18 protein-coding genes and 2 pseudogenes are annotated in these 25988 nt (G+C 71.0%); 5 read left to right on the top strand and 15 right to left on the bottom strand.

Annotated features, from left to right (window positions below; all coding sequences use genetic code 11):
- Positions 1–50 precede the first annotated feature (50 nt).
- The 8 genes and pseudogenes from OG241_RS35600 to OG241_RS35565 form a co-directional block, all read right to left on the bottom strand.
- A complete protein-coding gene (locus OG241_RS35600) occupies positions 51–1205 on the bottom strand; it encodes a DUF5954 family protein (protein WP_405821283.1) in 1155 nt (384 codons plus the stop codon).
- A gap of 614 nt (positions 1206–1819) precedes the next feature.
- A pseudogene (locus OG241_RS35595) lies at positions 1820–2352 on the bottom strand (hypothetical protein); the annotation flags it as partial.
- Between the two features lie 88 nt (positions 2353–2440).
- Positions 2441–3670, bottom strand: a pseudogene (locus OG241_RS35590) (RNA-guided endonuclease InsQ/TnpB family protein).
- Positions 3671–4626: 956 nt separating this feature from the next.
- Positions 4627–5616 carry a malate dehydrogenase gene (locus tag OG241_RS35585; RefSeq protein ID WP_405821282.1) on the bottom strand — a complete coding sequence of 330 codons (990 nt, stop codon included), beginning with the start codon at positions 5614–5616 and terminating at the stop codon, positions 4627–4629.
- Positions 5617–6016: 400 nt separating this feature from the next.
- The gene (locus OG241_RS35580; RefSeq protein ID WP_405821280.1) at positions 6017–7324 is read right to left on the bottom strand and encodes an XRE family transcriptional regulator; all 1308 of its coding nucleotides are present in this window, start codon (positions 7322–7324) and stop codon (positions 6017–6019) included.
- 411 nt (positions 7325–7735) lie between these two features.
- Positions 7736–8254 carry a helix-turn-helix domain-containing protein gene (locus OG241_RS35575; protein WP_405821278.1) on the bottom strand — a complete coding sequence of 173 codons (519 nt, stop codon included), beginning with the start codon at positions 8252–8254 and terminating at the stop codon, positions 7736–7738.
- Between the two features lie 161 nt (positions 8255–8415).
- Entirely contained in the window at positions 8416–8940 is a 525-nt protein-coding gene (locus OG241_RS35570; RefSeq protein ID WP_405821276.1) for a DUF3017 domain-containing protein, read from the bottom strand.
- Positions 8930–9784: a bifunctional methylenetetrahydrofolate dehydrogenase/methenyltetrahydrofolate cyclohydrolase gene (locus tag OG241_RS35565; RefSeq protein ID WP_405821274.1), complete on the bottom strand. Its 855-nt coding sequence runs from the start codon at positions 9782–9784 to the stop codon at positions 8930–8932. The genes OG241_RS35570 and OG241_RS35565 overlap by 11 nt, the downstream gene beginning before the upstream one ends.
- A gap of 290 nt (positions 9785–10074) precedes the next feature.
- On the opposite strand from OG241_RS35565, the gene OG241_RS35560 reads away from it, so the two are divergent.
- On the top strand, positions 10075–10701 hold the full coding sequence (locus OG241_RS35560) for a hypothetical protein (protein WP_405821272.1): 627 nt from the start codon (positions 10075–10077) through the stop codon (positions 10699–10701).
- 301 nt (positions 10702–11002) lie between these two features.
- A complete protein-coding gene (locus tag OG241_RS35555; RefSeq protein ID WP_405821270.1) occupies positions 11003–12085 on the top strand; it encodes a helix-turn-helix domain-containing protein in 1083 nt (360 codons plus the stop codon).
- A gap of 97 nt (positions 12086–12182) precedes the next feature.
- Here the strand turns inward: OG241_RS35555 and purH are convergent, their stop codons facing one another.
- Entirely contained in the window at positions 12183–13754 is a 1572-nt protein-coding gene (purH, locus tag OG241_RS35550) for a bifunctional phosphoribosylaminoimidazolecarboxamide formyltransferase/IMP cyclohydrolase (RefSeq protein ID WP_405826597.1), read from the bottom strand.
- Positions 13755–13771: 17 nt separating this feature from the next.
- Complete coding sequence (gene purN, locus OG241_RS35545; RefSeq protein ID WP_405821268.1) at positions 13772–14401, bottom strand: phosphoribosylglycinamide formyltransferase; 630 nt, start codon at positions 14399–14401, stop codon at positions 13772–13774.
- 299 nt (positions 14402–14700) lie between these two features.
- Here purN and OG241_RS35540 point away from each other — a divergent pair, with 299 nt between their 5' ends.
- On the top strand, positions 14701–15489 hold the full coding sequence (locus OG241_RS35540; RefSeq protein ID WP_405821266.1) for a hypothetical protein: 789 nt from the start codon (positions 14701–14703) through the stop codon (positions 15487–15489).
- Between the two features lie 24 nt (positions 15490–15513).
- Here the strand turns inward: OG241_RS35540 and OG241_RS35535 are convergent, their stop codons facing one another.
- Positions 15514–17205 carry a DUF6350 family protein gene (locus OG241_RS35535; protein WP_405821264.1) on the bottom strand — a complete coding sequence of 564 codons (1692 nt, stop codon included), beginning with the start codon at positions 17203–17205 and terminating at the stop codon, positions 15514–15516.
- A 97-nt stretch (positions 17206–17302) separates the two neighbouring features.
- Between OG241_RS35535 and OG241_RS35530 the strand changes: the two genes are divergently transcribed.
- Positions 17303–18355, top strand: coding sequence for a helix-turn-helix domain-containing protein (locus OG241_RS35530; protein ID WP_405821262.1), 1053 nt, complete (start codon positions 17303–17305; stop codon positions 18353–18355).
- A 110-nt stretch (positions 18356–18465) separates the two neighbouring features.
- Here OG241_RS35530 and sucD read toward each other — a convergent pair whose 3' ends face one another.
- Both sucD and sucC read right to left on the bottom strand, forming a co-directional pair.
- Positions 18466–19350, bottom strand: coding sequence for a succinate--CoA ligase subunit alpha (gene sucD, locus OG241_RS35525; RefSeq protein WP_319092466.1), 885 nt, complete (start codon positions 19348–19350; stop codon positions 18466–18468).
- A 21-nt stretch (positions 19351–19371) separates the two neighbouring features.
- Positions 19372–20550 carry an ADP-forming succinate--CoA ligase subunit beta gene (gene sucC, locus OG241_RS35520; RefSeq protein ID WP_006383804.1) on the bottom strand — a complete coding sequence of 393 codons (1179 nt, stop codon included), beginning with the start codon at positions 20548–20550 and terminating at the stop codon, positions 19372–19374.
- 748 nt (positions 20551–21298) lie between these two features.
- Here sucC and OG241_RS35515 point away from each other — a divergent pair.
- Positions 21299–21556 carry a hypothetical protein gene (locus OG241_RS35515; protein WP_405821259.1) on the top strand — a complete coding sequence of 86 codons (258 nt, stop codon included), beginning with the start codon at positions 21299–21301 and terminating at the stop codon, positions 21554–21556.
- A 700-nt stretch (positions 21557–22256) separates the two neighbouring features.
- Here the strand turns inward: OG241_RS35515 and OG241_RS35510 are convergent.
- Complete coding sequence (locus OG241_RS35510; protein ID WP_405821257.1) at positions 22257–23432, bottom strand: VWA domain-containing protein; 1176 nt, start codon at positions 23430–23432, stop codon at positions 22257–22259.
- Positions 23429–25855, bottom strand: a complete 2427-nt coding sequence (locus OG241_RS35505; RefSeq protein ID WP_405821255.1) for a DUF5682 family protein — start codon at positions 25853–25855, stop codon at positions 23429–23431. Before OG241_RS35505 ends, OG241_RS35510 begins: the two co-directional genes overlap by 4 nt.
- Positions 25856–25988: the final 133 nt, after the last annotated feature.

Genomic DNA, 25988 nt, shown 5'->3' with positions numbered 1-25988 from the left:
TACGCTGAAAACTGCTCCGGGATCAGAAAATCTCCGGAAAGCGAGGCACCTCACGGAGTTCTTGACCCGTCACCCGTCCCCTCCTCCTTCCCCTTCTTCCTGCTCTCGCGCACCGCCAGCCTCCGGACCTCCTCCGCATCCCATCTGCGCTTCAGCTCCTGCGAGCGTTCGCTGAGTTGGATCGGCTCGTCGTCCTCCTCCCGCCACAGGCCCTGTTCCTTGAGCCGGCGGGTCTGTACGTCGACGGGCGGATCGGGGTCGAAGTCGGAGGGGCGCGGGCCCTCGGGGCCGTCGGGGCCGACCCTGACGAGGCGTTCGACCCGGGTGACGCGGTAGCGGACGCCGTCGACGGTCGCGACGTTGGAACGCCTCTCGTCGACGCGGTCGGCGGCCAGGGCGTACTCCGCGGCCTTCTCCTCGCTCAGGCGCAGGGTGAAGGGGGCCATCACGCGCAGCCAGTAGGCGAGGGAGTCCCGCGCGCCCTGGGGCGTGGAGTCGGAGGCGCCGGGGTTGTGCGCGCGCCAACTCCCGTCCACCCGCTCGGAGATCATGTAGACGGCGGGCAGCAGCACCCCGCCCGGATGCGTGTGGATCGCCCGCCGCGCCTCGTCCCGGACCGCCTCCGGCGCGCCGGGCGCGACGCCGACGAACTGGATGAGGTCCAGCTTGAGGATGCCGTCCGACAGCCCGGTACCGGTGACGGGGTCGACCACGAAGCCCTTGGTGCGCGGCCCCACCCGGTACGCCTCGCCGACCTCCGCCGGGTCGGGATCCGACGGGCGGGGCGGCTCGGGACCGTTCGGCCCCATCCGGACGAAGCGTGAGGCCCGTACGATCCGGAAGCGCTCGCCGCGCACCCGTACGTCGTCCACCACCTCCCGGTCCATGCGCACCGCCGCCGCCAGCCACTTGCGCCGGGCGACCTCGTCCCCGGCCTCGTGCGCCTCGCCCGCGCGCATCCGGAACACCGAGCCGAGCGAGTCCCGGGAACCCTGCGGTGTGTCGCTGCCGTAGCCGTAGAGCTCCCAGCCGCCCGTCTCGCACTCCCTGGCGTGGAAGAACTCGGGGATGCCCACCCCCATCAGGTCGGGGTACCGCCGCGCGGCCTCCCCCGCCTCCTGCTCGGCGAAGGCCGCGATCGGGCCGTCCTGGGCGGTGACCCGGACCGTCAGATACGCCGGGACATCGTCCCTGTAGTCGCTCATGTACTGAGCGTGCACACAAATGGCCTGCCGGACACCCGATTTCACCGAATTCGGTGGTTCTGAATTCAGGGGTTCCCTGGCGTGGACCCCTGCGGAGTCGGCGCGTCGCAGGTGCCGAGGGGCGGGCAGAACCAGTCCAACGCCGTGGTGAGAAGCTCCAGTTCGTCGTCGCGGCCGTCCGCGTCCGGGCCGTACACGGTGATCGCGTAGATCTTGCCGTCCGAGGCCACGAACCGCTCGTCGTAGACGTGCCAGGTACCGAGGTCGGCTTCACCCCTGATCGAGTCGGCCAGATACTCCAGCCGGGTTCCCGTGAAGGTGCCGTCGTCGAGGGTCTGCAGGCGGAGCTCCGAGAACCCGGGCGCCTTGGCGGTCGCGCCCGACAGGAACAGCCTGAACGACTCGGCCGGCGACGGCTCCGCCACTTGGTACACCTGGAGGCGGTGAGTCCGGTCAGGACTGTGGTAGTTGACCACACGGATGCCGTACGAGGAGTCCGCCGTGGTGCGTGTCCACCTCTCGGGGAGGGCGATCCGGAAGCCCTCCCCGTCCTCCAACAGCGTGTAGCCGACGGGCGGTTCGGAAACGGGCGCGGAGGACGGGGCCGTCGTGTCCGCCCGCGCCCGGTGCTCCTCGAAGGCCCGCGGATGGTACGGCGCCTCCTCGCGCCGCCGGATCCCCTCGGCGGGCAGGAACACGCACTCGTCGATCTCCAGCCTCCGCAGCCGGTCGCGCCCGAGCTGACCGGCGTACTCGGCGGGCAGCCGAAGCTGTTCGATCAGCGGCCGGATCCGCTCCAGTACGACACGGTTGCCGAGCGGCTGCTGCTTCTTCGTCTCGTCGGGCCGCAACTCCACGGCGAGGACCCACGTCTGGTAGGCCGCGCCCGCCCCTCGGAACGGCCATGCCTCGTTGTACATGATCAACGGCGCGTGCTGTTCGAGCCGGATACGGTCCTTGAGCCACTGGAACCGCGCCCCCTCGGCCCACTCGGCCGGGTCGGAGGCGGCGTCCGGGAAGCGCTGCGGGGAGAGTTCCGGGCCAGCGCCCGGGCGAACTGGCCGCGCTGCGCGGCCACGCACAGGGCGATCAGCTCAAACATCGTGAACGTGACCCAGGCCTGCCAGGGGTCGATCAGGCTGTCGACGTCACCGCTGGACGGCACCAGTACGTCCTTGACTTGTACCCCCTCCTGAAGGAGGGGGCTTTCGGCCATCCCGTTCGCTGCTGTGGCGCTACGCGGCACGTGCTCGGAGCGGGATTCCATGACTTCCTGTTTCTTCGCGCTGTGCCGGTACAAGTCCCGGTCTTACCGGCGCTCCGCAGGCTGATACCGCCAGTCCGGCGGCCTGTTTGACGTTGGTCGCGGCGTTGTGGTCGCGGTCGTGGAGGGTGTGGCACATGGGGCAGGTCCACTCCCGTACGTGCAAGGGTTTGGGCCCGTCTCGGTGCCCGCAGGTGGAGCACACCTGGCTGGTGGGCTCGAACCGGCCGATCCTGACGAACGTCCGCCCGTACCTTTTCGCCTTGTATTCGAGCATGCCGACGAACTGCGACCAGCCCGCGTCGTGCACGCTCTTGGCCAGCCGGGTACGCGCGAGCCCCGATACCGCCAGGTCCTCCACCGCGACCGCTTGGTTATCGCGAATCAACTGCGTGGAGAGCTGGTGGTGGAACTCCTTGCGCGCATCCGCCACCCCCGCGTGAGCGCGGGCGACCTTCAGCCGGGCCTTGGCCCGGTTCCTCGACCCCTTCTTCTTACGGGACAGCTCCCGCTGGGCTTTCCTCAGCTTCTTCTCCGCGCGGCGCAGAAACCGCGGGGAGCCGATCTTCGTTCCGTCGGAGAGGACCGCGAAGTAGGTCAGGCCCAGGTCGATACCGATCGCGGCCCAGGGGTCCGGATCGCCCCAGCGGGCCCGGTCCGTCTCGTCGTCGGTGTCGATGACGAAGCTGGCGAAGTACCGCCCCGCCGCATCCACGATCACCGTCACACTCGACGGCACAACGGGCAGGACCCGCGACCACTTCACCTTCACGTCGCCGATCTTCGGCAGCGACAGCCGCCCACCGCTCGTGATCTTCCAGCGGGCGTTCGCGGTGAACCGGATCGCCTGCCGGGCATCCTTGCGCGACCTGAAACGCGGTGCACCCACCCGCTTCCCCTTGCGCTCCCCCTTCAGCGAGGCGAAGAAGTTCCGGTACGCGGCCTCCACGTCCCGTAAAGCCTGCTACAGGACGACCGAGGACACCTCGCCCAGCCAGGACCGTTCAGGAGTGTTCCTGGCCCGGGTGATCAACTGCCGGGACAGGACAGCGGCCTTGGGGTAGGGCTGCTGGGCCGTGCGGGCATCCTCACGGACGTGCACCGCGTCGTTGAACACGACACGAGCACACCCGAACGCCCTCGCCAACGCGACGCGTTGACCAGGCTCCGGGTACAACCGGAAGGCGTACCGAAGCTGCATTCGCCGATCGTACGAACACACGACACCCCCTGTCGCCGGGAACACCCGTTCCCCACTTCACCCCCGTGACCCGCAGCGTTCCGGCTCCGCCGGAACGACACTGCGGCGCTCCGCCCCACAGTCACGAGATCGGCCTCACCACCGGCGGAAACGCCGACGCACTGCCGATGAAGCCCGGTAGCGCTCGGCGAGCCGGAGAAGCCGTCGCCGTCGCCGTACAGTCCGGAGTCGTACGAGCTGGAGGACGAGCCGCTCGACGAGTCCTTGTCGAGGACGCCGAACGCGACGGCCGTCGTGAGGATCAGCAGCAGCGCGAACAGGGCTCGGCCCCACCAGCGGAGCAGGAAGGCGGGCACCCGCCGGTACAGGGGCGGGTACGCGTCGCGGCCCCGGATCCAGGACGCGACCGCGATGTACACGATGGGGAACAGAAAGAGGGCCAGCAGACCACCGGTCAGCACCGCACCGATCGCCCACAGGCCCAGGATCGCCCCTGCCCACAGCAGCTCCTGGCGTCTGGCCCGTAGGGCGTGCGCGAGGACGCGGGCCGCGTCGAAAGCCGAGCGAGGGCGCCACGATCCGCTGTTCGTTGAGGTGGAGTTCCTCGATGACCCGGTCGCGGAAGTGGGAGTCCAGATAGGTGCCGGCGCACAGCAGCCGGGTGGCCTCGCTGGCGTGGGGTGGGGTGGGCGCCGGGGCGGGCGGGGCGCCTGGTGTCGGCTGTGGCTGCTGCGGCACGTATCCGGTACTCACATGACCCCCGATGCACGTAACGGCCGTTTTCGGACGGCCAGTTGACGACATATCAGCATAGGGGGACAAGTCGTTCCGGGGACAGGGGATTGTCAGAGCCCGCAGACCGTGCGGGCGGAGCCGGACACAGCCGGGCCCCGTCCGGCAGAAGCCTGAACGGGGCCCGGCAGAAAAGCTGTTGGAACTGGGACTGGGACGAGAACTCAGATGAGACCGAGGGCGCGGACCGCGTCGCGCTCCTCGGACAGCTCCTGCACCGAGGCGTCGATGCGGGCGCGGGAGAACTCGTTGATGTCCAGGCCCTGGACGATCTCGTAGACGCCGTCCTTCGTGGTGACCGGGAAGGAGGAGATGAGGCCCTCCGGGACGCCGTACGAGCCGTCGGACGGGATGCCCATGGAGGCCCAGTCGCCGTCCGCCGTGCCGTTGACCCAGGTGTAGATGTGGTCGATGGCGGCGTTGGCGGCGGAGGCGGCCGAGGACGCGCCACGGGCCTCGATGATCGCGGCGCCGCGCTTGGCGACGGTCGGGATGAAGTCCTCCGCGAGCCACTTCTCGTCACTGACGACCTCGGCGGCGTTCTTGCCACCGACGGTCGCGTGGAAGATGTCGGGGTACTGGGTGGCGGAGTGGTTGCCCCAGATCGTCAGGCGCTTGATGTCGGCGACCGTCGAGCCCGTCTTCTTCGCCAGCTGCGTGAGCGCGCGGTTGTGGTCCAGGCGGGTCATCGCGGTGAAGCGCTCGGCCGGTACGTCCGGAGCGGCGGCCTGGGCGATCAGGGCGTTGGTGTTGGCCGGGTTGCCGACGACGAGGACCTTGATGTCGTCCGCGGCGTTGTCGTTGATGGCCTTGCCCTGGGGCTTGAAGATGCCGCCGTTGGCCGAGAGGAGGTCACCGCGCTCCATGCCCTTGGTGCGCGGGCGGGCGCCCACCAGGAGGGCGACGTTGGCGCCGTCGAAGGCTGCGTTCGCGTCGTCCGTGATGTCGATGCCCTGGAGCAGCGGGAAGGCGCAGTCGTCCAGCTCCATGGCGGTGCCCTCGGCGGCCTTGAGCGCCGGGGTGATCTCCAGGAGGCGGAGCCTGACCGGCACGTCCGCGCCGAGCAGCTGGCCGGAGGCGATGCGGAAGAGCAGGGCGTAACCGATCTGGCCGGCCGCGCCGGTGACGGTGACGTTCACGGGAGTGCGGGTCATGGCGTTCTCCGTATGACAGCTGGCGGTGGGGCGTCGCTGCCCCGGGGTTCGGATGATCGATCTCTTGGCGTCAAGAGAGATCCGCCGTCAGGCTATCGCGCATCCGGGATCCCGGATGTCCGGGTCCCGTGTGGCCCACCCCACAGACCCGCCCTGCACACCCACCCCACGGAGTCGCGCCCACCGCGTCAGGAACGGCGACGGCCGCCCCTCCGGGAGAGGAGTGAGGAGCGGCCGCCGCCCGGGGACCGACTGTGCCGGACTCCCGTGGGGGTATCTGTCCGCCTGCCCCGAACCTGCGCGGGCATTCCCCTCGTACGCCGATTGATGAAAATCAGGCGTACGAGGGTCCCCGCGGGTCCGACCCCGGGCCACGCGGCCCGGGTTCGGACCGCCCGGGCTACTGCGTGCAGCCCTTCTGACCGGTCGCCTTGAGCGTGACGCACGCCGTCGCGTCGCCCGCGTCCTTCACGGCCACCATCGGCGTGTACGCGTCGGTGTCCGTGTCGACCGCGCCGGTCTGCTTCGCCGCGCCCGAGGCGGTGACGTCGACCTGGTCGCCCGGGGCCGCCTGGGTGATGCGCGCCCAGGCTGCCTGGCAGGTCTTGCTGTAGCGGACCTCGACGAGCGTGGTGCCGACGGTGACACTGTTGGCGGTCTGCGCCAACTCGCCGCCGCAGCCCATGTTCTCCGGGTCCTTACCGGTGCACGCGGCGCCGCTGCACTCCACACCTACCGGCAGGTCGGGATTGGTGGCGGCCGAGGTGGTCGGCGACGGGCTCGCCTTGGCCTCCGGCGTGTCATCGCCCCGGTTGGTGAGGATCAGGGCCGCCGCGACCACGACCGACGCCCCCACGACGCCCGCGAGGAACATCGTGAGCCGCCGCTTGCGCCGCGAACCGCCGGATCCCCCGCCGGCGCCCGGCCGGGCGTCCTGCGGCGGACCGCCGGGTCCCGGCACAGGCGTACCCGGAGTCCAGGGTGCCGCGCCCGGATATCCGGGCACTCCCGACGCACCGGAGGGCCCGACCGGTCCGGCCGGATCGGCGGGCGGGGCCTGGCGCCCCCCGGCACCGCCCCTCACCGCCGGTCCCTGATATCCGGCTATGCCCCACGAGTTGCTCTCGGCCGAGACGGAACTCGACGAGCCGGCCGAACTCGCGGAGCTCACCGAGCCCCCGGACACACCGCCCCGCGCCGCCCCCGCCCGTACGTCGCCCACCGAGTCCCGGACCTCCGGGGGCGTCGGCTGCGGCGGCACGGTCGGCGAGACGCCCGCGGGTCCGGCGATCCCCGGAGTCACCGTCGCGCTCCGGGCGGGCCGCCCGTTCTTGCCGCTCGCGTTCTTCGTCTCGACGGCAGGCGCTCCGAACTCCCCCAGCGCGGCGCGCGCCTGGGAGATCCGTATCGCCTCCATGGTCATGTCGTGGCGCATCTCCGAGCGGCTCCAGGCGCGCTCGGCCAGCTCCCACATCGTGGTCAGGTGCACCGGATTGGTCCCGGTGACCTCGGCCAGAGCGACGATCGCACCCTTGGGCGCGAGAAGCCGACCGCCCAGATAGCGCTCCCACGACGTCTTGCTGTAGCCCGTGCGGTCGGCAACCGCCGCGATGTTCAGGCCGCTGCGGTCCACAAGTCTGCGCAGCTGGCTCGCGAACTCCTTGACCTGCGGATCCAGTTCATCCGGCAAGGCCTTCCAACGAGGCATAACTCCCCCCTCTTCCCCCCGGTCGTGCTGGCTGTTCTCCCGTGCGTGGTGCCTTGGTGCCTCGGATCCCCTTGGCCGAACCCGTCTCGACTGTCTTGGCTACCCACACGGATGCGCCCGGTCAGGATCTCGGTTCCCGGGGTGGGGGCGCACGGGAGCATTGTCAGGCCTGGAGGTGCACCGTTGCACCCCCTGGCTCACGGTCCAGTGTTCCAGTGTTCCACCGACAACCCTCCCGGTCGGCCGAACCTCTGGCTGGTGCACGGGACGCCCCGGACCGTCCCGATTGCCCACATTAACCCGGCCGTATTGCACCCCGGTTGCAGATCCTCGAACTTATCGACACATCGCCACACGGAAAGCACAAGAGCGGTCACATCGGGTTCTCTTGTGTCAAATTCCTCAACAGCATCAACCAAAAGCGACAGCGCCGACGACGGTGACAAGCGCGAGCACCACCGCGAGGAGTACGGCGACGAGAAGCACCCGCCGCGAGGAGTCCACGGATTTCCCCCCGGAAGCCTCGGAAGCCCCGCCGGACCCGGACCTGGACTCCACCCACCACGGAAGGGTGGGCACCTCCTCCTCGTACACCCCGTCGCCCCCGTCCGCCTCGCCCTGCTGGTCCGGCTTCGCCGGATCCGGGGCCGGTGGGCGGGGCCAGACCTGCACCGCCAGCTCCCGGCGCACGGCGAAACGCTCGGCGTCGGCCGGAGTGAGGCCCGCGACCCGGCACAGGGCGGCTATCGCCTGCCGGGGCGGCGGCTGGGTCGCGTTGAGGTACCGCTGCCAGGAGGACTTGCTGTACGCGGTACGCGCCCCGAGCGCGGCGAGGCTGAGCCCGGTGCGGTCCTTGAGGAGCCGCACCTGCTCCACGAAGTGCCGCACCTCGGGCGGCAGATCGTCCGGCAGCGGCTGCCAGGCGCTCATCGGGCGTCCTCCTCGACGTTCGTCGGCCGGTCCGAGGCATTTGACGACGTCAGAGGGCGGATCGGTTCCCACCGGGGCGAAGTACGGTCCTCGGTGGTCCGGTTCTCCGCAGTCCGGTCCTCTGTGGCCTGCCTGCGGTCCTGGCCGCCCTGCCCGCGGTCCTAGCCGCCCTGGCCGCTGATCGTGTAGTGCAGCGTGTCGTCCAGGAACGGGATCGTCAGCCACGGGTCGGGCTGCGCCATCATCGACAGCAGCACGATGGCCGTGCCCAGCAGCGTGTACGTGACCATGTCCGTGAACCGGGAGCGGACGGCGAGCATCCCGACGTCCGGCACCACCCAGCGCAGTACCGCACCGGCCAGCAGGGCGGCCCCGATCAGCAGCGTCCCGTACCGGAACACGTCGAGCGCGGTCAGCAGCAGGCCGAGTCCGACCGTGCCCAGCACGGCGAGGATCGGCCACTGCCGGGCGGGCGCGGGCGCGTCCCCGGGAGCCGCCCGGCCGCCGCCCTCGGGTCGCGCGGTGTCGCGCGTGAAGAGGGGGAAACGACGCGTCGTACGCCGGGGGCGCCCGTGGACGTCCGGCGCGCTGACGGGGTCGACGGCGGTGGGCTCGGGCGCCTCACCGGACGCCGCGCCGGACTCCGTCGCGGGCTCCGCCCGCCTGTCCTCCGCCTCAGCCGGCACTGCGCTCCGCCGCCTCGACCACGTTGACGAGCAGCTGGGCACGGGTCATCGGGCCGACTCCGCCGGGGTTCGGGGAGATCCAGGCCGCGACCTCGGCCACGCCCGGGTGGACGTCGCCCACGATCTTGCCGTCGGAGCCCCGCGAGACACCGACGTCGAGGACGGCGGCGCCCGGCTTCACGTCCTCGGGGCGGACGAGGTGGGCCGAGCCCGCGGCGGCGACGATGATGTCCGCCCGCTTCAGGTGCGAGGACAGGTCACGCGTACCCGTGTGGCACTGCGTCACCGTCGCGTTCTCGCTGCGCCGGGTGAGCAGCAGCGGCATCGGGCGGCCGATGGTGACACCGCGGCCGACGACCACGACCTCCGCGCCCTTGATCTCGACGCCGTGCGCGCGGAGCAGGGTGAGGATGCCGTTGGGGGTGCAGGGAAGCGGGGCCGGCTCGTTCAGCACGAGACGGCCGAGGTTCATCGGGTGGAGGCCGTCGGCATCCTTGTCGGGGTCCATCAGTTCGAGGATGCGGTTCTCGTCGATGCCCTTGGGCAGGGGCAGCTGGACGATGTAACCGGTGCAGGCGGGGTCCTCGTTCAGCTCGCGGACCGCCGCCTCGATCTCCTCCTGGGTAGCCGTGGCGGGCAGTTCGCGCTGGATGGAGGCGATGCCCACCTGGGCGCAGTCGCGGTGCTTGCCGGCGACGTACTTCTGGCTGCCGGGGTCGTCCCCGACGAGGATCGTGCCGAGGCCGGGCGTGACGCCCTTCTCCTTCAGCGCCGCCACGCGGGCGGTCAGATCGGACTTGATCGCGGCTGCGGTGGCCTTGCCATCGAGAATCTGGGCGGTCATGCCCCCATCCTCGCGGATGACCGCCTCCGGGTTCCAATCCGGGTCCCGATCCGCGTCCTGGATCCGGGTCCTGGATCCAGGTGTCTCACTGGCCACGATGCATGATCACGGATGTTGCACTTGCACAACACATGGACAAAGCGTCTGGACAAGCCCGACCGGCCTGAAGAACGATGAGTCGCACAGTGCCGCGGGCAGGGCCGGGGGGCGGACCGCATCTGTACATCACCTTCCTCCGTTCGGTGCCTCGCGTCGTCCCCGCACTTGACGCATACGGAGGAAGACCCGCCATGAGTTTCGGCGACCCGAACAACCCCTACGGCCCGCCCCAGCAGCAGCCCCAGCAGCCGGCGCCCGGCTACGGCTACCCCCAGCAGACCCCGCCCCAGCAGCCCGGCTACGGCTATCCGACGGCCCCGCCGCTCGGCCAGCAGGGCTACGGAGGCCAGCCGGGCTACGGCGGCTACCCGGGCGGTCCGCTCACGATGCCGGGCAATGTGAAGGCAGCCCGCGTGATGCTGTTCGTCATCGCGGGCTTCCAGGTGATCGGCGCCATCCTCATCGCGGTGTCCGCGGTCGCGATCAACGCCGCGAAGAACGACCAGCAGCTCAAGGACGACGTCGACTTCCAGCAGCTCGCCGACTACTCGTCCGGCGCCCTGTGGGCCATCACCGCGGTGGTTCTCGCCTGGGGGGTCTTCGCGATCGTCCTGGGCGCGAAGTTCGGCAGCGGCGGCAGCGGCATCCGGATCACCACGATGGTCTTCGCGATCATCACCGCCGTCCTCGGCGTCTACCCGTTCATCGTCGTCGGCCTGGTGCACACCGTGCTCGCGATCCTCGTCGCGGTGTTCGTCGGCAAGTCCGAGGGCGCGGCCTGGTTCAACCGGTCGAAGTACCCGGCGGCCCACCAGTAGGCACCATGACGTACTAAGACGCACCAGGACCAGGAGGCGGCGGGCGACGGCCCGTTCACGCCGGTCACCGCCAAGGGCCGTGTCTCACCGCGCACATCGGGAGACACGGCCCTGGTGCGTCGCCCCACCGAGGGCGGGCCCAGAGCGCCGGGCAAGGAAATCGGGCCCGCTGGGATGCCGGGACGGATGGACGCCGGTCGCCTGGCACGTTCCGAGATCGTTGGAACGGCCATGGGACGGCCTGCGTGGCACAGTGGCCCGGCTACTGGAGCGTCTGACCAACGTGCCATGGGGGGAAACCATGCCCGCACACCCGGAATCCGAACAACTCGCCGCGACACTGCGCGCGTTGAAGAACAGATCAGGACTCAGCTACGAAGCACTCGCGAAGCGGACCGACATAGCCGGCTCCACACTGCACCGCTACTGCAAGGGCACCTCGGTGCCGCAGGACTACGGAAGCGTCCACCGCCTCGGCACGGTCTGTGGGGCGTCCCCGGACGAACTGCGGTCGCTGCACCGGCTCTGGGCACTCGCGGACACGGCCCGGCTCAAGGAGAGCGGGGAGTCGAGTGCGGAGTCGGATGCAGAGGGCAGTGCGGAGCCGAACGGGGAAGCCGGCGGGGAGGTGCGTACGGAGACCGGGGGCGCGGTGACGGACCCGGTCGCCGACGAGATACCCGCGACGCCGGCCCCCACCCCGATGCGCCGATCCCGCTACTCGGTCGTCGCCGCGGCGGTGGCCGCGGTCGTGACGCTCGGTGTCTCCGCCTGGGTCCTGTCGACGCAGGAGGCATCGTCCGACAGCCATGACGACCGTGTGCTGTTCTCGTCGGGCTGTCGTTCGGTGGTCGCCATGGGCGAGCACGACACCTGCGTCCACGAGGTGCAGCAGTTGCTGCACGACAAGGGCGCGGACATCGGCGTCGACTCGGACTTCGGGCCGCAGACCCTGCGCCGGGTCACCGCGTTCCAGGTGTTCGCCGGCCTCCCGCCCAACGGGATCGTGGACGACGCGACGAAGAAGGCGCTGTACTCGTCGCCGAACGTGCGCATGAACGTGTGGTCGCCGGAGAAGGTGCGCCAGCGCATCCGTACGGTGTTCAAGGAGGAGCCCGCCAAGGCCGTCGCCATCGCGGACTGCCAGTCCTTCCTGGACCCGCTGCACATCCTGCCCAACACCAACGGCACCCGTAACTGGGGCGTGTTCCAGATCTCCGACGCCCGTCTGCGCGATCTGGGCGGCACCCCGCGGCAGGCGCTGGACCCGGCGTGGAACATCACGGCGGCCAAGCGCCTGTGGGACAGGAACCACGACTTCCACGACTGGCCGAACTGCGAACGAGCCGCCCGCGGCACGGCGTCACCCACCCAACGTCCCTGAAACGCCCGCGGCCCACCGGAACGGATTCCGGTGGGCCGCAGCACGCGCCGTTCAGCAGAACTCGCAAGACACACAGGACTCACGAGACGCGCAGAACTCAGTGGAAGAAGTGCCGCGTCCCCGTGAAGTACATGGTGACGCCCGCCTTCTTTGCCGCCTCGACCACCAGCTCGTCGCGCATCGAACCGCCGGGCTGCACAACCGCCTTGACGCCGGCCGCCGTGAGGATCTCCAGCCCGTCCGGGAACGGGAAGAACGCGTCCGAGGCAGCGTACGCACCGCGCGCCCGCTCCTCCCCCGCCCGCTCGACCGCCAGCTTCGCCGAGTCGACGCGGTTGACCTGGCCCATGCCGACGCCGACCGAGGCACCGTCCTTCGCCAGCAGGATGGCGTTGGACTTGACCGCGCGGCACGCCTTCCAGGCGAAGGCGAGGTCCGCGAGCTCGGACGCGGACAGCGCCTCGCCGGTCGCCAGGGTCCAGTTGGCCGGGTCGTCGCCGTCCGCCTGGAGACGGTCCGTCACCTGGAGGAGCGCGCCGCCGTCGATGGGCTTGACCTCTGCGGGGTGCGAGGGCGCGGCCGGGGCCTTCAGGACGCGGATGTTCTTCTTCTTGGCGAGGGCTTCGAGGGCGCCGTCCTCGTAGTCGGGCGCGACGATGACCTCGGTGAAGATCTCGGCGACCTGCTCGGCCAGCTCCTTGCTGACCGGGCGGTTGACCGCGATGACCCCGCCGAACGCCGACAGCGGGTCACAGGCGTGCGCCTTGCGGTGCGCCTCGGCGACGTCCGAACCGACCGCGATGCCACAGGGGTTGGCGTGCTTGATGATGGCGACGCAGGGCTCGTCGTGGTCGTACGCGGCACGGCGCGCGGCATCCGTGTCCGTGTAGTTGTTGTACGACATCTCCTTGCCGTGCAGCTGCTCGGCCTCGGCGAGACCGGTCCCCGTGCCGTCGACGTAGAGCGCGGCGGGCTGGTGCGGGTTCTCGCCGTAGCGGAGGGTGCTCTTGCGCTCCAGGGCGGCGGCGATGAAGTCGGGGAACTGCGACTCGTCGGCGGGCGCGTAGGCGCTCGCGAACCAGCTCGCCACGGCGATGTCGTACTCGGCGGTGTGCCGGAAGGCCTCGGCGGCCAGCCGCTTGCGGGCGGTGAGGTCGAAGCCGCCGTCCTTGACCGCGGCCAGGACGTCGGCGTACCGCGCCGGGCTCGTGACCACGGCCACCGACGGGTGGTTCTTCGCCGCCGCCCGGACCATCGACGGGCCGCCGATGTCGATCTGCTCCACGCACTCGTCGGGCGAGGCGCCGGAGGCGACCGTCTCGCGGAACGGGTAGAGGTTGACGACGACCAGGTCGAAGGGCTCGACGCCCAGCTCGGCGAGCTGGTTGCGGTGGTCCTCCAGGCGCAGGTCGGCGAGGATGCCCGCGTGCACCTTGGGGTGCAGGGTCTTGACCCGGCCGTCCAGGCACTCGGGGAAGCCGGTGAGCTCCTCGACCTTGGTGACGGGGACGCCGGCGGCGGCGATCCGGCCCGCCGTCGACCCCGTGGAGACGAGCTCCACGCCGGCCTCGTGCAGACCACGGGCCAGCTCTTCCAGACCGGTCTTGTCGTAGACGCTGACGAGCGCCCGGCGGATGACCCGCTTGTTGCTCTCGGCCGTGACAGTGATGTCGGCGATGTCGGCGGTCACTGGATAACTACCTTTCGTCCCTCAATGCGATAGCCGTTGCGGGCGAGCCGCCCCACGACATCGACGAGCAGCCTTCGCTCGACTTCCTTGATGCGCTCGTGCAGAGCGCTCTCGTCGTCCTCGTCCCGGATCTCCACCACGCCCTGAGCGATGATCGGTCCGGTGTCGACGCCGTCGTCGACGAAGTGGACGGTGCAGCCGGTGACCCTGGCGCCGTACGCGAGCGCGTCGCGAACGCCGTGGGCCCCCGGAAAACTGGGCAGCAGGGCGGGATGCGTGTTGACGAACCGCCCGCCGAAGAGGGCCAGGAACTCCTTGCCCACGATCTTCATGAACCCGGCGGAGACGACCAGATCGGGTTCGTACGAGGCCACCGCCTCGGCGAGCGCCGCGTCCCACTCCGCCCGGGTGGCGTGGTCCTTCACCCGGCACACGAAGGTCGGCAGCCCGGCACGCTCCGCGCGCGCGAGCCCCTCGATGCCGTCGCGGTCGGCCCCGACGGCGACGATCTCGGCCCCGTAGGCCTCGGTGCCGGTGGCCGCGACGGTGTCGAGGAGCGCCTGCAGATTCGTACCGGACCCGGAGACCAGCACAACGAGGCGCTTGACTGCCTGGGACTCGGCCACGGCGGGGCCCTTTCTCGGGGGAGCGTTTGTACGGTCGTACAAATGCTTCGCGCCCCGGGATACGGGGAAGTCTACGAAGCGGCCGACCGGCAGCAACGATACCGGCACTCCGGACAGCCCCCACGGGACGGGGGCGTGGCCGGAAGGTAGCGTCTGGGAGGAGCCGGTTCGGGAACGCGGTCGTCATGCGGTGCGTTCACGGGGTGACGGCTCATGCCGAAGCAGCCTTAATCGACAGCCATGAACCAACACCCGTGGCCGTGATCAACCGTGATCAACAAGGGGAAGACGCTCACTTGATGTCCGACCGCAGCCTGCGACTCCTCCCGCTCACCCCGCAGTCGGTGCTGCTGCGGGAGCGCCCCGCGTCGCCGCCCGACGCGCCTTCGGGCAAGAAGACCGGCGACTCCGGCGCGAACGGCGACGGACAGGGAAGCGCGGCCCAGGACGACAACCCGTTCGCCCCGCCGCCCGAGGGCACACCGGACAAGCCGTGGCAACCCCGGCGTCCGGCGGGCGACGACTCCTCCGGGGACGCCGGTCACTCCCCGTGGGGCAGCCAGTGGAGCGACCGGCAGCCCGGCCGTTCCCCGGGCGGCTTCGGCGACCGCTCCGGCCGGCCCGGCGGACAGGGCGGCCCCGAGGGCGCGGGCGACGGACCGGGCACCAACCCGCGCTGGGACCCGACGGACCCGGCCCAGCGCCACGCCCGGTTCGCACTGCTGTGCGGCATGTGGGCCTTCTTCTTCGCCCTCTTCGGCTGGCCCTACGTGGCACTGCTGCTCGGGGCGCTCGCCCTGAACTGGGGCATCAGCGCCCTGCGCGCCAAGCCCCGCACCCCGAACCCGGACGCCCCGGCGCCCTCGCCCGGCACGGGCAGCGTGAAACGGCAGCAGCGGACGGCCGCGATCAGCGGCCTGGTCACGGCCTCCCTCGCCCTCGCCCTGGTCGCCGGGACGATCGCCCTGCAGTTCGTGTACCGCGACTACTACACGTGCAGGAACGACGCGCTCACGACCACCTCCCAGAAGGCCTGCGGCGACCTGCTCCCGAAGCCACTCCGGAAGGTGTTCGGCACGAACAACTAGGGCACGCCTCGGCTATGGCTATGGCTATGGCTGCGGCTGTGTCTCTTCCGGCTCCGCCTGCGATTTCGCTTCCGATTCCGATTCCGGCTCCTGAGGCGGCGTCGACGATGCCTCCTTCAGCGCCGCCCAGCGGGCCTCCCGGGACGCGGTGTCGCCGTACCAGGGTGAGGGTGAGGGTGCCCCGGACGCTGACGGCAGGTCGGTGGGGAGGAAGTCGTACACGGCCTCCAACCCATAGGGATCGCTCACCTCGTACGCCTCATACGGGTCGCCTGCCGTGCTCCCGTGCGGTTTCCTCGCCCCGGCGGGTGCCTCCGCAGGCCTCAGCTTGAGCGTGCCGGTGTCCGCGCCCGAGGTCTTCGGCCGCTTCCGCAGCCGCCCGGCACGCAGCCCCAGGGCCGTCGGGACGGCGACGGCCGCCGTCCACACCAGCGTCGCCGCGCCCATCTGCCACCACACCGGTCCGACATGGGCGAGGGCGCCGCTTCCGAGCGGCCCGCCCGCCAGGGCGGCCAGCGTCGCGAGCGCGCCCGCGCACAGGGCGGCGGCAAGACCCGCGTTCGCGGCGGTACGCCCGCCCGACCAGGGCGTTCTCCCCTCGCCCGGGTCTGCCGCCGCCTGCGCCGTGAACCAGGCCAACGTCAGCCCGGCCACCACCGGTACCGCGACGACCGCCCAGGCAAGCGGGGTGCCCGGCCCGGCCTCAGGCACCGCCGACAGCAACGGGAACGGTGGCAGCAGCGGCGCCGGGTCGGACGCCAGCGGCCCCGTGACATGGTCCGCGCCGAGGGTGAAACCCGGGCCGAGGGCGTAGGCCGCGCCCCACAGTGCCGCGTTGGGGATCAGGGCCAGACACAGCAGCAGTACGGCGATCCGGCCCGACCACGCCTCCGTCAGCTGGAGGAAGGAGGTCCGGGCGGCCCCGCCGTGCCCCACCAGCGACACCGCGACGAGCAGCGCCCCGCCCCCGACGAACACGGCGGTACCGGCCCCGGCAGCACGCCCGGCGGCCAGGAAGCGGCCACGGGCATCCGGGTCCAGGACCGGCCGACGTACTGGCCTGGGCAGCAGACACAGCACTCGGGGCGACACGGGTCCGTGCGGGCGACCGTACGCCGTCCACACCCCGGCGCCCGCCGCCGCCATGGTGAGCAGCGGCACGCAGACGGCCGTCGACGCCCAGTCGGGACGCAGGCCGCCCCCGGACGCGTACAGCGCGACACCCCCGCCGACGGCCAGATAGCCGGCGACGACACCGAGCCAGACGGTACCGGCGGGAAGGGGCGGCACATCCTCTGCCGCCCCCTCCTCCTCCGGGCCCACCGTCGCGTCGCGGGCGGCGCGGTGCAGCAGCCAGACCGGGAGCGCGAGCAGGAGGAGCGGGGTGACACCTACGGGCGCGGGGGCGCCGGACAGGCCGTCCACCCGGACGAGTTCGACTCCGTGGGCGAGCAGCCAGAGCGCGGCGGCGATGTGCAGGGCGCCGTCGGGGCCGCTGTCCGGGTACGGCGAGCTGATCCACAGCACCATGACGAGTACGGCGAACGAACCGAGCCCGAGCCCGGCCGCGACGGCGCCGCCGAGCAGTCCGGCGCCCAGTCCGGGGGAACGGTCACGCAGTCGGTCGCGGATCCGGTCACGCACCCGGTGACGGACCCGGGTACGCAGGAGCGGGAAGGGAAGCCGGCGGTCAGTCGTCTGGGTCACGAACGCCATGCTCCCAACGACACGCGCTTTCCCGGCGTAACAGGCGAACTTACGACGTGTCACCCAATATACGTTTTATGTACCTTCACGCGCGAAGGGGCACCCGGTGACGCAGAGCCCCGCCATCCCGCTGCCCCCGCCCGCCGAACGCCGACGCCTGCGCGAGTCCCTGTCGCTGACGCAGGCTCAGGTCGCCAAACGGGTGGGCGTCAGCCGCGAGACGGTACGCGCGTGGGAGACCGGCCGCACGACACCACGCGGGCGCAGGGCCCAGACGTACGCGAGCCTGCTGGCAGCGGCACCGACACCCAGCACCGCGACCACCTCGACTACGGTCACCGCCGCCGCTTCCGCCGCCGCCCCCCTGACACCCGCTCAGGCCTTCGACGCGCTCTACGCGTTCTGCGCCCCCGCCCTCGTACGGCAGACCTATCTCCTCACCGGACGGCGGGAGTTGGCGCGCGAGTCCGTCGAACGGGCGTTCCAGCTGGCCTGGCATCGCTGGCCGGAGGTGGCCGTGGACCCGGACCCGGCGGGGTGGGTGCGCGCGACGGCGTACGAGTGCGCCCTCTCCCCCTGGCACCGTTTCCGCGCCCGGCACCGCCACCCGGAGGCCCCGCCCGCGGACGCGTCGGACCGCGCGCTGCTGTCCGTCCTCCTGAAACTCCCTCCGCCGTATCGGCGCACCCTGCTCCTCCACGACGGTGTCGGCCTCGGCCTGGCCGAGACGGCGGCGGAGACGGAGGCGAGCACCCGGGCGGCGGCGAACCGGCTCCTGCATGCCCGCGAGACGGTGGCGGCCCGTCTGCCGGACCTCCAGGACCCGGGCCGTCTCGCGTCCCGTCTGGCGGGCCTGGCCACCCACGCCCGGCTGCGCGCCGCCCGCCCCTCGACCGTCCGCGCGGGCAGCGAACGCCGCGCCCGGAACTGGACCCAGGCGGCAATCGCCTTCACCGTCGCCCTGATCGGCGCCACCGCGTTCACCCTCCACACGGCCCCGACACGCTACGAGCCACCGGTGGCCCCGGGGACAACGGTGCAGGGCGTGCCACCCCAGGCGGCCCCGGGACCACTGTCCCGAACGGAACAGAACCTCCGCAGAAAACTCCGAACCACGACGACGAACGGCCCCCAGAGGGTCCTGCCGCAACCAAGGTGAGCACACCTCGCTGTGGGCAGTCGTTCCGCTGGGGCGATGGCATGCCAGTGGGCCCGCCCCAGCAAAGGGAACGGGCCCACATAGGTTCAGCTCAGTACCGCCAGGAAACGTCAGCCGGCGAGAATCTCACGCGCCAGCTTCGCCGTCTCGGTAGGCGTCTTGCCGACCTTGACACCAGCAGCCTCAAGCGCTTCCTTCTTCGCGGCGGCCGTACCGGAGGAGCCGGAGACGATGGCACCGGCGTGGCCCATCGTCTTGCCCTCGGGCGCGGTGAAGCCCGCGACGTAACCGACGACCGGCTTCGTCACGTTCTTCGCGATGAAGTCCGCGGCACGCTCCTCCGCGTCACCACCGATCTCACCGATCATCACGATCAGCTCGGTGTCGGGGTCCGCCTCGAACGCGGCCAGCGCGTCGATGTGCGTCGTACCGATGACCGGGTCGCCACCGATGCCGACGGCCGACGAGAAGCCGATGTCACGCAGCTCGTACATCATCTGGTACGTCAGCGTGCCCGACTTCGAGACCAGACCGATACGGCCCGGCTTCGTGATGTCGCCCGGGATGATGCCGGCGTTCGACTGGCCCGGCGTGATGAGACCGGGGCAGTTCGGGCCGATGATCCGGGTCTTGTTGCCCTGCGCCACGGCGTACGCGTAGAACGCGGCCGAGTCGTGGACGGCGATGCCCTCGGTGATGACGACCGCGAGAGGGATCTCCGCGTCGATCGCCTCGACCACGGCGGCCTTGGCGAAGGCCGGCGGTACGAAGAGGACCGATACGTTCGCGCCCGTCTTCTCGATCGCCTCGGCGACCGTGCCGAAGACCGGGATCTCGGTGCCGTCGATGTCGACGGAGGTGCCCGCCTTGCGCGGGTTCACGCCACCGACGATGTTGGAGCCGTCCGCCAGCATGAGCTTGGTGTGCTTCATGCCCGTGGCACCGGTCATGCCCTGGACGATGATCTTGCTGTCCTTGTTCAGGAAGATAGCCATGGCTGTTCTGTCCCTCTTCCCTTACTTCGCAGCCGCGAGCTCGGCGGCCTTGTCGGCCGCGCCGTCCATGGTGTCCACACGCTGGACCAGCGGGTGGTTGGCGTCGGAGAGGATCTTGCGACCCAGCTCGGCGTTGTTGCCGTCGAGGCGGACGACGAGGGGCTTGGTGACTTCCTCGCCCTTGTCCGCGAGCAGCTGCAGCGCCTGCACGATGCCGTTGGCGACCTCGTCGCAGGCGGTGATGCCGCCGAAGACGTTGACGAAGACGGACTTGACGTCCGGGTCGCCGAGGATGATCTCCAGGCCGTTCGCCATGACGGCGGCGGAGGCGCCACCGCCGATGTCGAGGAAGTTGGCGGGCTTGACCCCGCCGTGCGCCTCACCGGCGTACGCGACGACGTCGAGGGTGCTCATGACGAGACCCGCGCCGTTGCCGATGATGCCGACCTCACCGTCGAGCTTGACGTAGTTGAGGTTCTTGGCCTTCGCGGCGGCCTCGAGCGGGTTGGCCGCGTCCTTGTCCTCGAGCGCCGCGTGCTCCGGCTGACGGAACTCGGCGTTCTCGTCGAGGGACACCTTGCCGTCGAGGGCGATGACCTTGCCGGAGGCGACCTTCGCGAGGGGGTTGACCTCGACGAGGAGGGCGTCCTCCTTGATGAAGGTGTCCCACAGGGTCACGAGGATCTCCGCGACCTGCTCGGCGACCTCGGCCGGGAACTTCGCCTGGGCGACGATCTCACGGGCCTTCTCGATGCTCACGCCCTCGTTGGCGTCGACCGGGACCTTCGCGAGGGCCTCGGGGTTCTCCTCCGCGACGACCTCGATCTCCACGCCGCCCTGGACGGACGCCATGGCGAGGAAGGTGCGGTTGGTGCGGTCGAGGAGGTACGAGACGTAGTACTCCTCGACGATCTCGGGCGCGGTCTCGGCGATCATCACCTTGTGGACCGTGTGGCCCTTGATGTCCATGCCGAGGATGTCCGTCGCGCGGGCGACGGCCTCGTCCGGGGTGGCGGCGAGCTTCACGCCGCCGGCCTTGCCACGCCCACCGACCTTCACCTGCGCCTTGATGACGGACTTGCCGCCAAGCCGCTCAGTTGCCGCGCGGGCCGCCTCAGGCGTGTCGATGACTTCACCGGCCAGCACCGGTACACCGTGCTTGGCGAAGAGGTCCCTCGCCTGGTACTCGAACAGGTCCACGCGCGTCCGTCCCTATCAGTGATCTCGCGGTTCGTTGTCTGCGTGGGCGTGCCGCGAAGGGCAACGTGACGTCCGCTGTGTCACAAGGGTGGCGCACACGATGTCCGAGTGCGCGGCATGTCCGTCCCGCAGGTTATCGCCGCTCGCCGCAGGTCCCTAAATCAGGAATCACACCTGAGCGGTGATACCTGTCACAGAGTGCCACTCTCGGCCCCCGCCCAGCCCCTCGCGAGGGGCGTAAAGACGCGTTAGGGACGCATAGGGGGCAAAGGTGAGGCCTCACCGGGCCGGGGTGAGCCCGGTGAGGCCTCTGGAAGGTCCGTCAACGGCGTTGACGGACCTCCGGCAAGCGGTCCCCTTCCCCTGGGGAGCCGCTCACCGCCGTCCGCCGGTCACGCCCTGACCGGACCGATGGCATTCGGCCGTACGGGGCTTTCCCGGCGGAGTCCGCATGATCCGCACGTCAGGAGACGTACGGGGACCGGGGGCGCGAGTGTCGGAGCGCGGAGTGCCTCGGACACGGAGGGGTGAGGAGTGCGGAGGCCGAAATGGCGTGCGGAGGCTGAGTGGATGCGCGGAAGTCGGGCACCCGGCCGGCACACCCCGTTGGCACTCCGTGCAGTAGGAGGCCCTGTCAGGCGGGGAAGACCGGGATGTCCCGGTAACTGTCCCTGGCCGCAGCACCAGCCGTGCTCGGTGCGATCCCCGGCACGAGGCACACCGGCACCGGCTGGTTCGACCCGACGGCATGCGCATCGCCGTGCCCACCGTGCCTGGAACCGCCACCGTCGACGACGACCCGATCACCGAGCGCCCCGTGGGGCACCCCGGCCGGCAGGCCACCGGGCAACTGCCGCACAGCCGCGCGCGAGACGACCACACCGCCCCGGACCTCCACAGCGCCGCCGACCCGACCGAGGAACCGAGCACCGTAGACACCTTGAGATGTCCCGGCAACCGACACCGCCGGCGCCTTCTCCGGCACCGAGTGATCAGCCGGGGATAAGGCGGAGGTGGCCGACGCGGGAGGTGTGGGGGACGACGGGGAGTCGGGCAAGGGCGCGGGTACAGGTACAGGTACAGGTACAGGTACAGGTACAGGTACAGGTACAGGTACAGGTACAGGTACAGGTACGGGAGGAGAAGACGGGATGGTGGGCGACGCGGGCACGCCGGGAAGCCCGGGCAGCTCAGGCGGCACAGGCAGTGCAGGGAGTTCGGGAAGGACCGGCACGGCGGGCAACGTCGACGCAGGTGGCGCCACCTTCGCCAACTCGCCGGTCACGGTCGCCGCCGGCCGAACCGCATCGCCCCGAACCGCTCCCCCTGGGATCGACGGCACGCCCTCCGCCGCGTGCGCCCGCTCCCCGCAGAGGAACCCGAACACGAACAGCCCGCCCACCAGCACCGCCACTCGCAGCGCGCGCCGCCCCGCCGCCGCACGCGTCACACGCAGTACGGCAACGGGCACGGCGGCTGGCCAGTTCAAGAGGAAAAACTCTCCCGGGCGGCGATACGACGACGAACGTCATGGATCAGCGAGGAGCAGGACGAGGCGGCGCCGATCCTCGCACGGCCCTCCCGAGGTCGCGCAAGTCCCCCGTTACTGATGCGCCCTCATGTCCTTTTTGCCGACCGAAGCCGCCCTCATGACACTCACGTCACCCCGTTGACGCGGTTGATTCGGTTCACGCGGTCAACTCGGCTCACGCGGTCTCGGGTATCGGCAACGGTCGCTTCTCGATCGCCGCGGCCATGATGTCCGGGAACAGATCGGGCGTGCAGGCGAACGCCGGTGCGCCCAGCGCCGCGAGTGCCGCCGCGTGCTCCCTGTCGTACGCCGGCGCCCCCTCGTCCGACAGCGCGAGCAGCGTCACGAACTGCACCCCGGACGCCTTCATCGCGGCGACCCGCTTCAGCATCTCGTCGCGTATGCCTCCCTCGTAGAGGTCGCTGATCAGCACCACGACGGTCTCGGCGGGCCGGGTGATCTGCGACTGGCAGTACGCGAGCGCCCTGTTGATGTCCGTACCGCCGCCGAGCTGCGTACCGAACAGCACATCCACCGGGTCGTCGAGCTGGTCGGTGAGGTCGACGACCGCCGTGTCGAAGACGACGAGTCGGGTGTCGATCGACCGCATGGACGCCAGCACCGCCCCGAACACCGACGCGTACACCACCGACGCCGCCATCGAACCGGACTGGTCGATGCAGAGGACGACCTCCTTCTTCACCGACTGGGAGGCGCGGCCGTAGCCGATGAGCCGCTCCGGCACGATCGTGCGGTACTCGGGGAGGTAGTGCTTGAGGTTCGCCGCGATCGTACGGTTCCAGTCGATGTCGTGATGGCGCGGCCTGCTGATACGGGCACTGCGGTCCAGCGCGCCGGTGAGCGTGGCCCGGGTCCGCGTGGCGAGCCGCTTCTCCAGGTCCTCGACCACCTTGCGTACGACGGCTCTTGCCGTCTCCTTCGTCGTCTCGGGCATCGCCTTGTTGAGGGAGAGGAGGGTGCCGACGAGGTGGACGTCCGCCTCGACCGCCTCCAGCATCTCGGGCTCCAGCAGAAGGGCGGAGAGCCCGAGCCTGTCGATGGCGTCCCGCTGCATGACCTGGACGACGGACGACGGGAAGTACGTCCGGATGTCGCCGAGCCACCGCGCGACCGACGGCGCGGATGCCCCGAGCCCCGCCGAACGGTCCCGCCCCGCCTTGTCCTTGCCCCCGTCTCCCCTCCCGTAGAGCGCGGTGAGCGCCCCGTCCATCGCCGCATCCTGCTTGGAGAGCGCACAGCCGACACCGTCCGCCGAGTCACCTCCGAGTACGAGGCGCCAGCGCCGCAACCGCTCCTGTGCCGGATCCGCCGACTCCGTCGCCGTCGTCATGTCCCCACCCCCACCAGGTTGTTGTCGTCGACGCCCCCGGCACCCGCGTCCGCCGGCCCCAGCAGCAGCCGCAGCACCGGCAGCACGGCGTCCGCTCGCCGGACGTCCAGATCGGGTGCGAAGCCCGGCATCCCGGCGGCGCCGGTCACCGCGCTCCCCGGCTTTCCCGGACCGCGCCGGACCAGTTCCCCCAGCGTTCTGCGCACGCCGGGCTCGTACGCCGAGAACGTGCGCCTCAGCAGGGGCAGCACATCGGTGAACGCCTCCGCCGGCACCCGGGTCAGCCAGTCGTCGACCAGCCCGAGCAGCCCTTCGTCGTGCACGAGCAGCATCCCGCCCCCGGAGCCGCCCCCGACGAACCCCTCGATCCACGCTGCCGCGTCCCCCGGCGCAGTCCCCGGTGACAGCACGAGCCCCATGAGCACGGCCGCCTCGTCCTGTGCCAACTCCCCGTCGTCCAGCAGCAGTCGTACGGCCCGCCCGCGCACGACTCCGGCCACACTGTCCCGCCCGGACAGTACCCGGAGCACGGAGTGCCAGCGTCGCCGCAGCTCGCTGTGCCGTCCCGAGGCGGGAGCAGCGGGAGTACCCGAGACGGGGTCCGGGCGCGCGGTCTCGCCGAGCAGCCCCACCGCCCCGTGCACCGCGTCCACATGGCGCCGCATTTCCTCGGCGGCCTCCGTGTCGAGGGCGGCGCAGGCCGGGGGCAGGCCTACGAAGACGCGCTCGGCGAGGCCCGCCGCGACCTCGGTCAGCGCCCGGGTGTCCGTGCCGCGTACGTCGCCGTAGCGCAGGGACCGGACCAGCGCCGGCAGGGCCTGTGCCAGGTGGCCCACGTCGGCGTCCAGGGCCGCGCGGTCGGCGAGGGCGCGCATCACCACGGGGAGCGCGTCGGACAGTTCGGCGAGCAGACAACGCTCGGCGAGGGCGGTCACGTCGGCCAGCGAACCCGCCCCCACGGCGTCGGCCTCCGCCCTGGCGGTCGCCGCCGAGAACACGGTGGTCCCCCACACACCGGCCTCGGCGATCCGCACCGCCAACTCCGGCTCCCACCGCAGCCGCCATGTCTCCCGGAAGGTACCCGTACTGCCACGCGACGCCGCCTGCTCTCCCCACCCGACCCCGAGCAGCCGCAGTCGGTGCAGCAGCCGACTGCGCTCCGCGTCGGTGTCCTTGCGCAGATCGAGCTCCAACTCCCGCTCCAGCGCCTCCGGTTTGAGCCGCAACCGGCGCTGGAGCCGCGTAAGGTCACGCTGCAATGGGACAGCGGGCGCCGACTCGGGAACCTCTCCGAGCACGTCCCCGACGACGAGCCGGTCGTGCACCAGGGCCAGCGGAACATCCGAGCCCTCGCACATCACCGCCCGCACGGCGTCGGTCGTCTCGGTCAGCCCGGGCAGTGGGCGGCCCCGCATCGCGCCCAGCGTCTCCGCCAGCCGCACCGCCTCGATGACGTGCGCCGAGGAGACCATCCTGTCCTCGTCGCGCAGCAGCCCGGCAACCTTGGTCATCCACCGCTCGACCGGCCGGTCCCGCGCACCGAACAGATGCCCGTACCAGCCGGGCGAGTCGATGCCCGCGCCGTACCCGCTCGCCCGCGCGAGCCGGCGATGCGTCCACGGCACCCAGGTCACGTCCACCTTGACCTTGGGCAGCCCCTTCAGCAGCGCCCGGTCGGCGCCGACACCGACCCTCTGCCGCAGTGCGGGCACATGCCACGCGCCGCACACCACGGCCACTGCGGCATCCCCGAACTCCCGCTGTGCCGCCCGTACTTGGAGGCGCATGTACGCCTCCCGCACCGGATCCCGGTCGTGGCCCCCGGTGCCGTACACCTCCCGCAGCGCGCCCATGGCCTCTTCGAGCACCTCGAAGGGAGCGAACGCGTCGCCCTCCCCCGTCCCCCGGTGCTCGACGACGTCCTCCCACCAGCGCTCCGGATCGTCGTAACCGCCGGTCCGCGCGAGCACGGCGAGCGGATCAACCCGCACCTCGGCCGCCGGGGCGACATCCGGGTCGGCTTCCGGCGCCCGGCCCTCGCTTCCCCCCTCCTCGCCCTCGCCCTCGCCCTCATCCTCCTTTTCCCACGCCAGCGTGTGTGTCGCGGGGAGGTCGATGAAGCGGGCGGGGACCCCGTGTTCCAAAGCCCAGCGGATCGCCACCCACTCCGGGGAGAACTCGGCCAGCGGCCAGAACGCCGAGCGGCCGGGTTCGTCCACGGCGTGGGCCAGCAGGGCGACCGGTGGTCGCATGTCCTCGTCGGCGGCCAGCGGGATCAGGGCGTCGGCCTCGGGCGGCCCCTCGATCAGTACGACCGCCGGCCGTGCCGCCGCCAACGCGGCCCGTACCGCCCGCGCCGACCCGGGCCCGTGATGACGTACGCCGAGCAGCAACGGCCCGGCGCCACCCTCGACGTCGGTCACGCCACTCGCCTCCTGCGCCAAGTCGAGTCACCGTCATCGACCGCCGTACTCACACCACCGACCCGCATGGACACCGAACCGCCCCCCATCGACAACCCGTACACACGCCCCTGCACATCCACGTCCACATGCA

The sequence above is a fragment of the Streptomyces sp. NBC_01390 genome, assembly GCF_045040105.1.
GTDB lineage: Bacteria > Actinomycetota > Actinomycetes > Streptomycetales > Streptomycetaceae > Streptomyces.
Note: the sequence above shows the minus strand (reverse complement) of the source record. Positions and strands in the feature narration are given on the sequence as shown.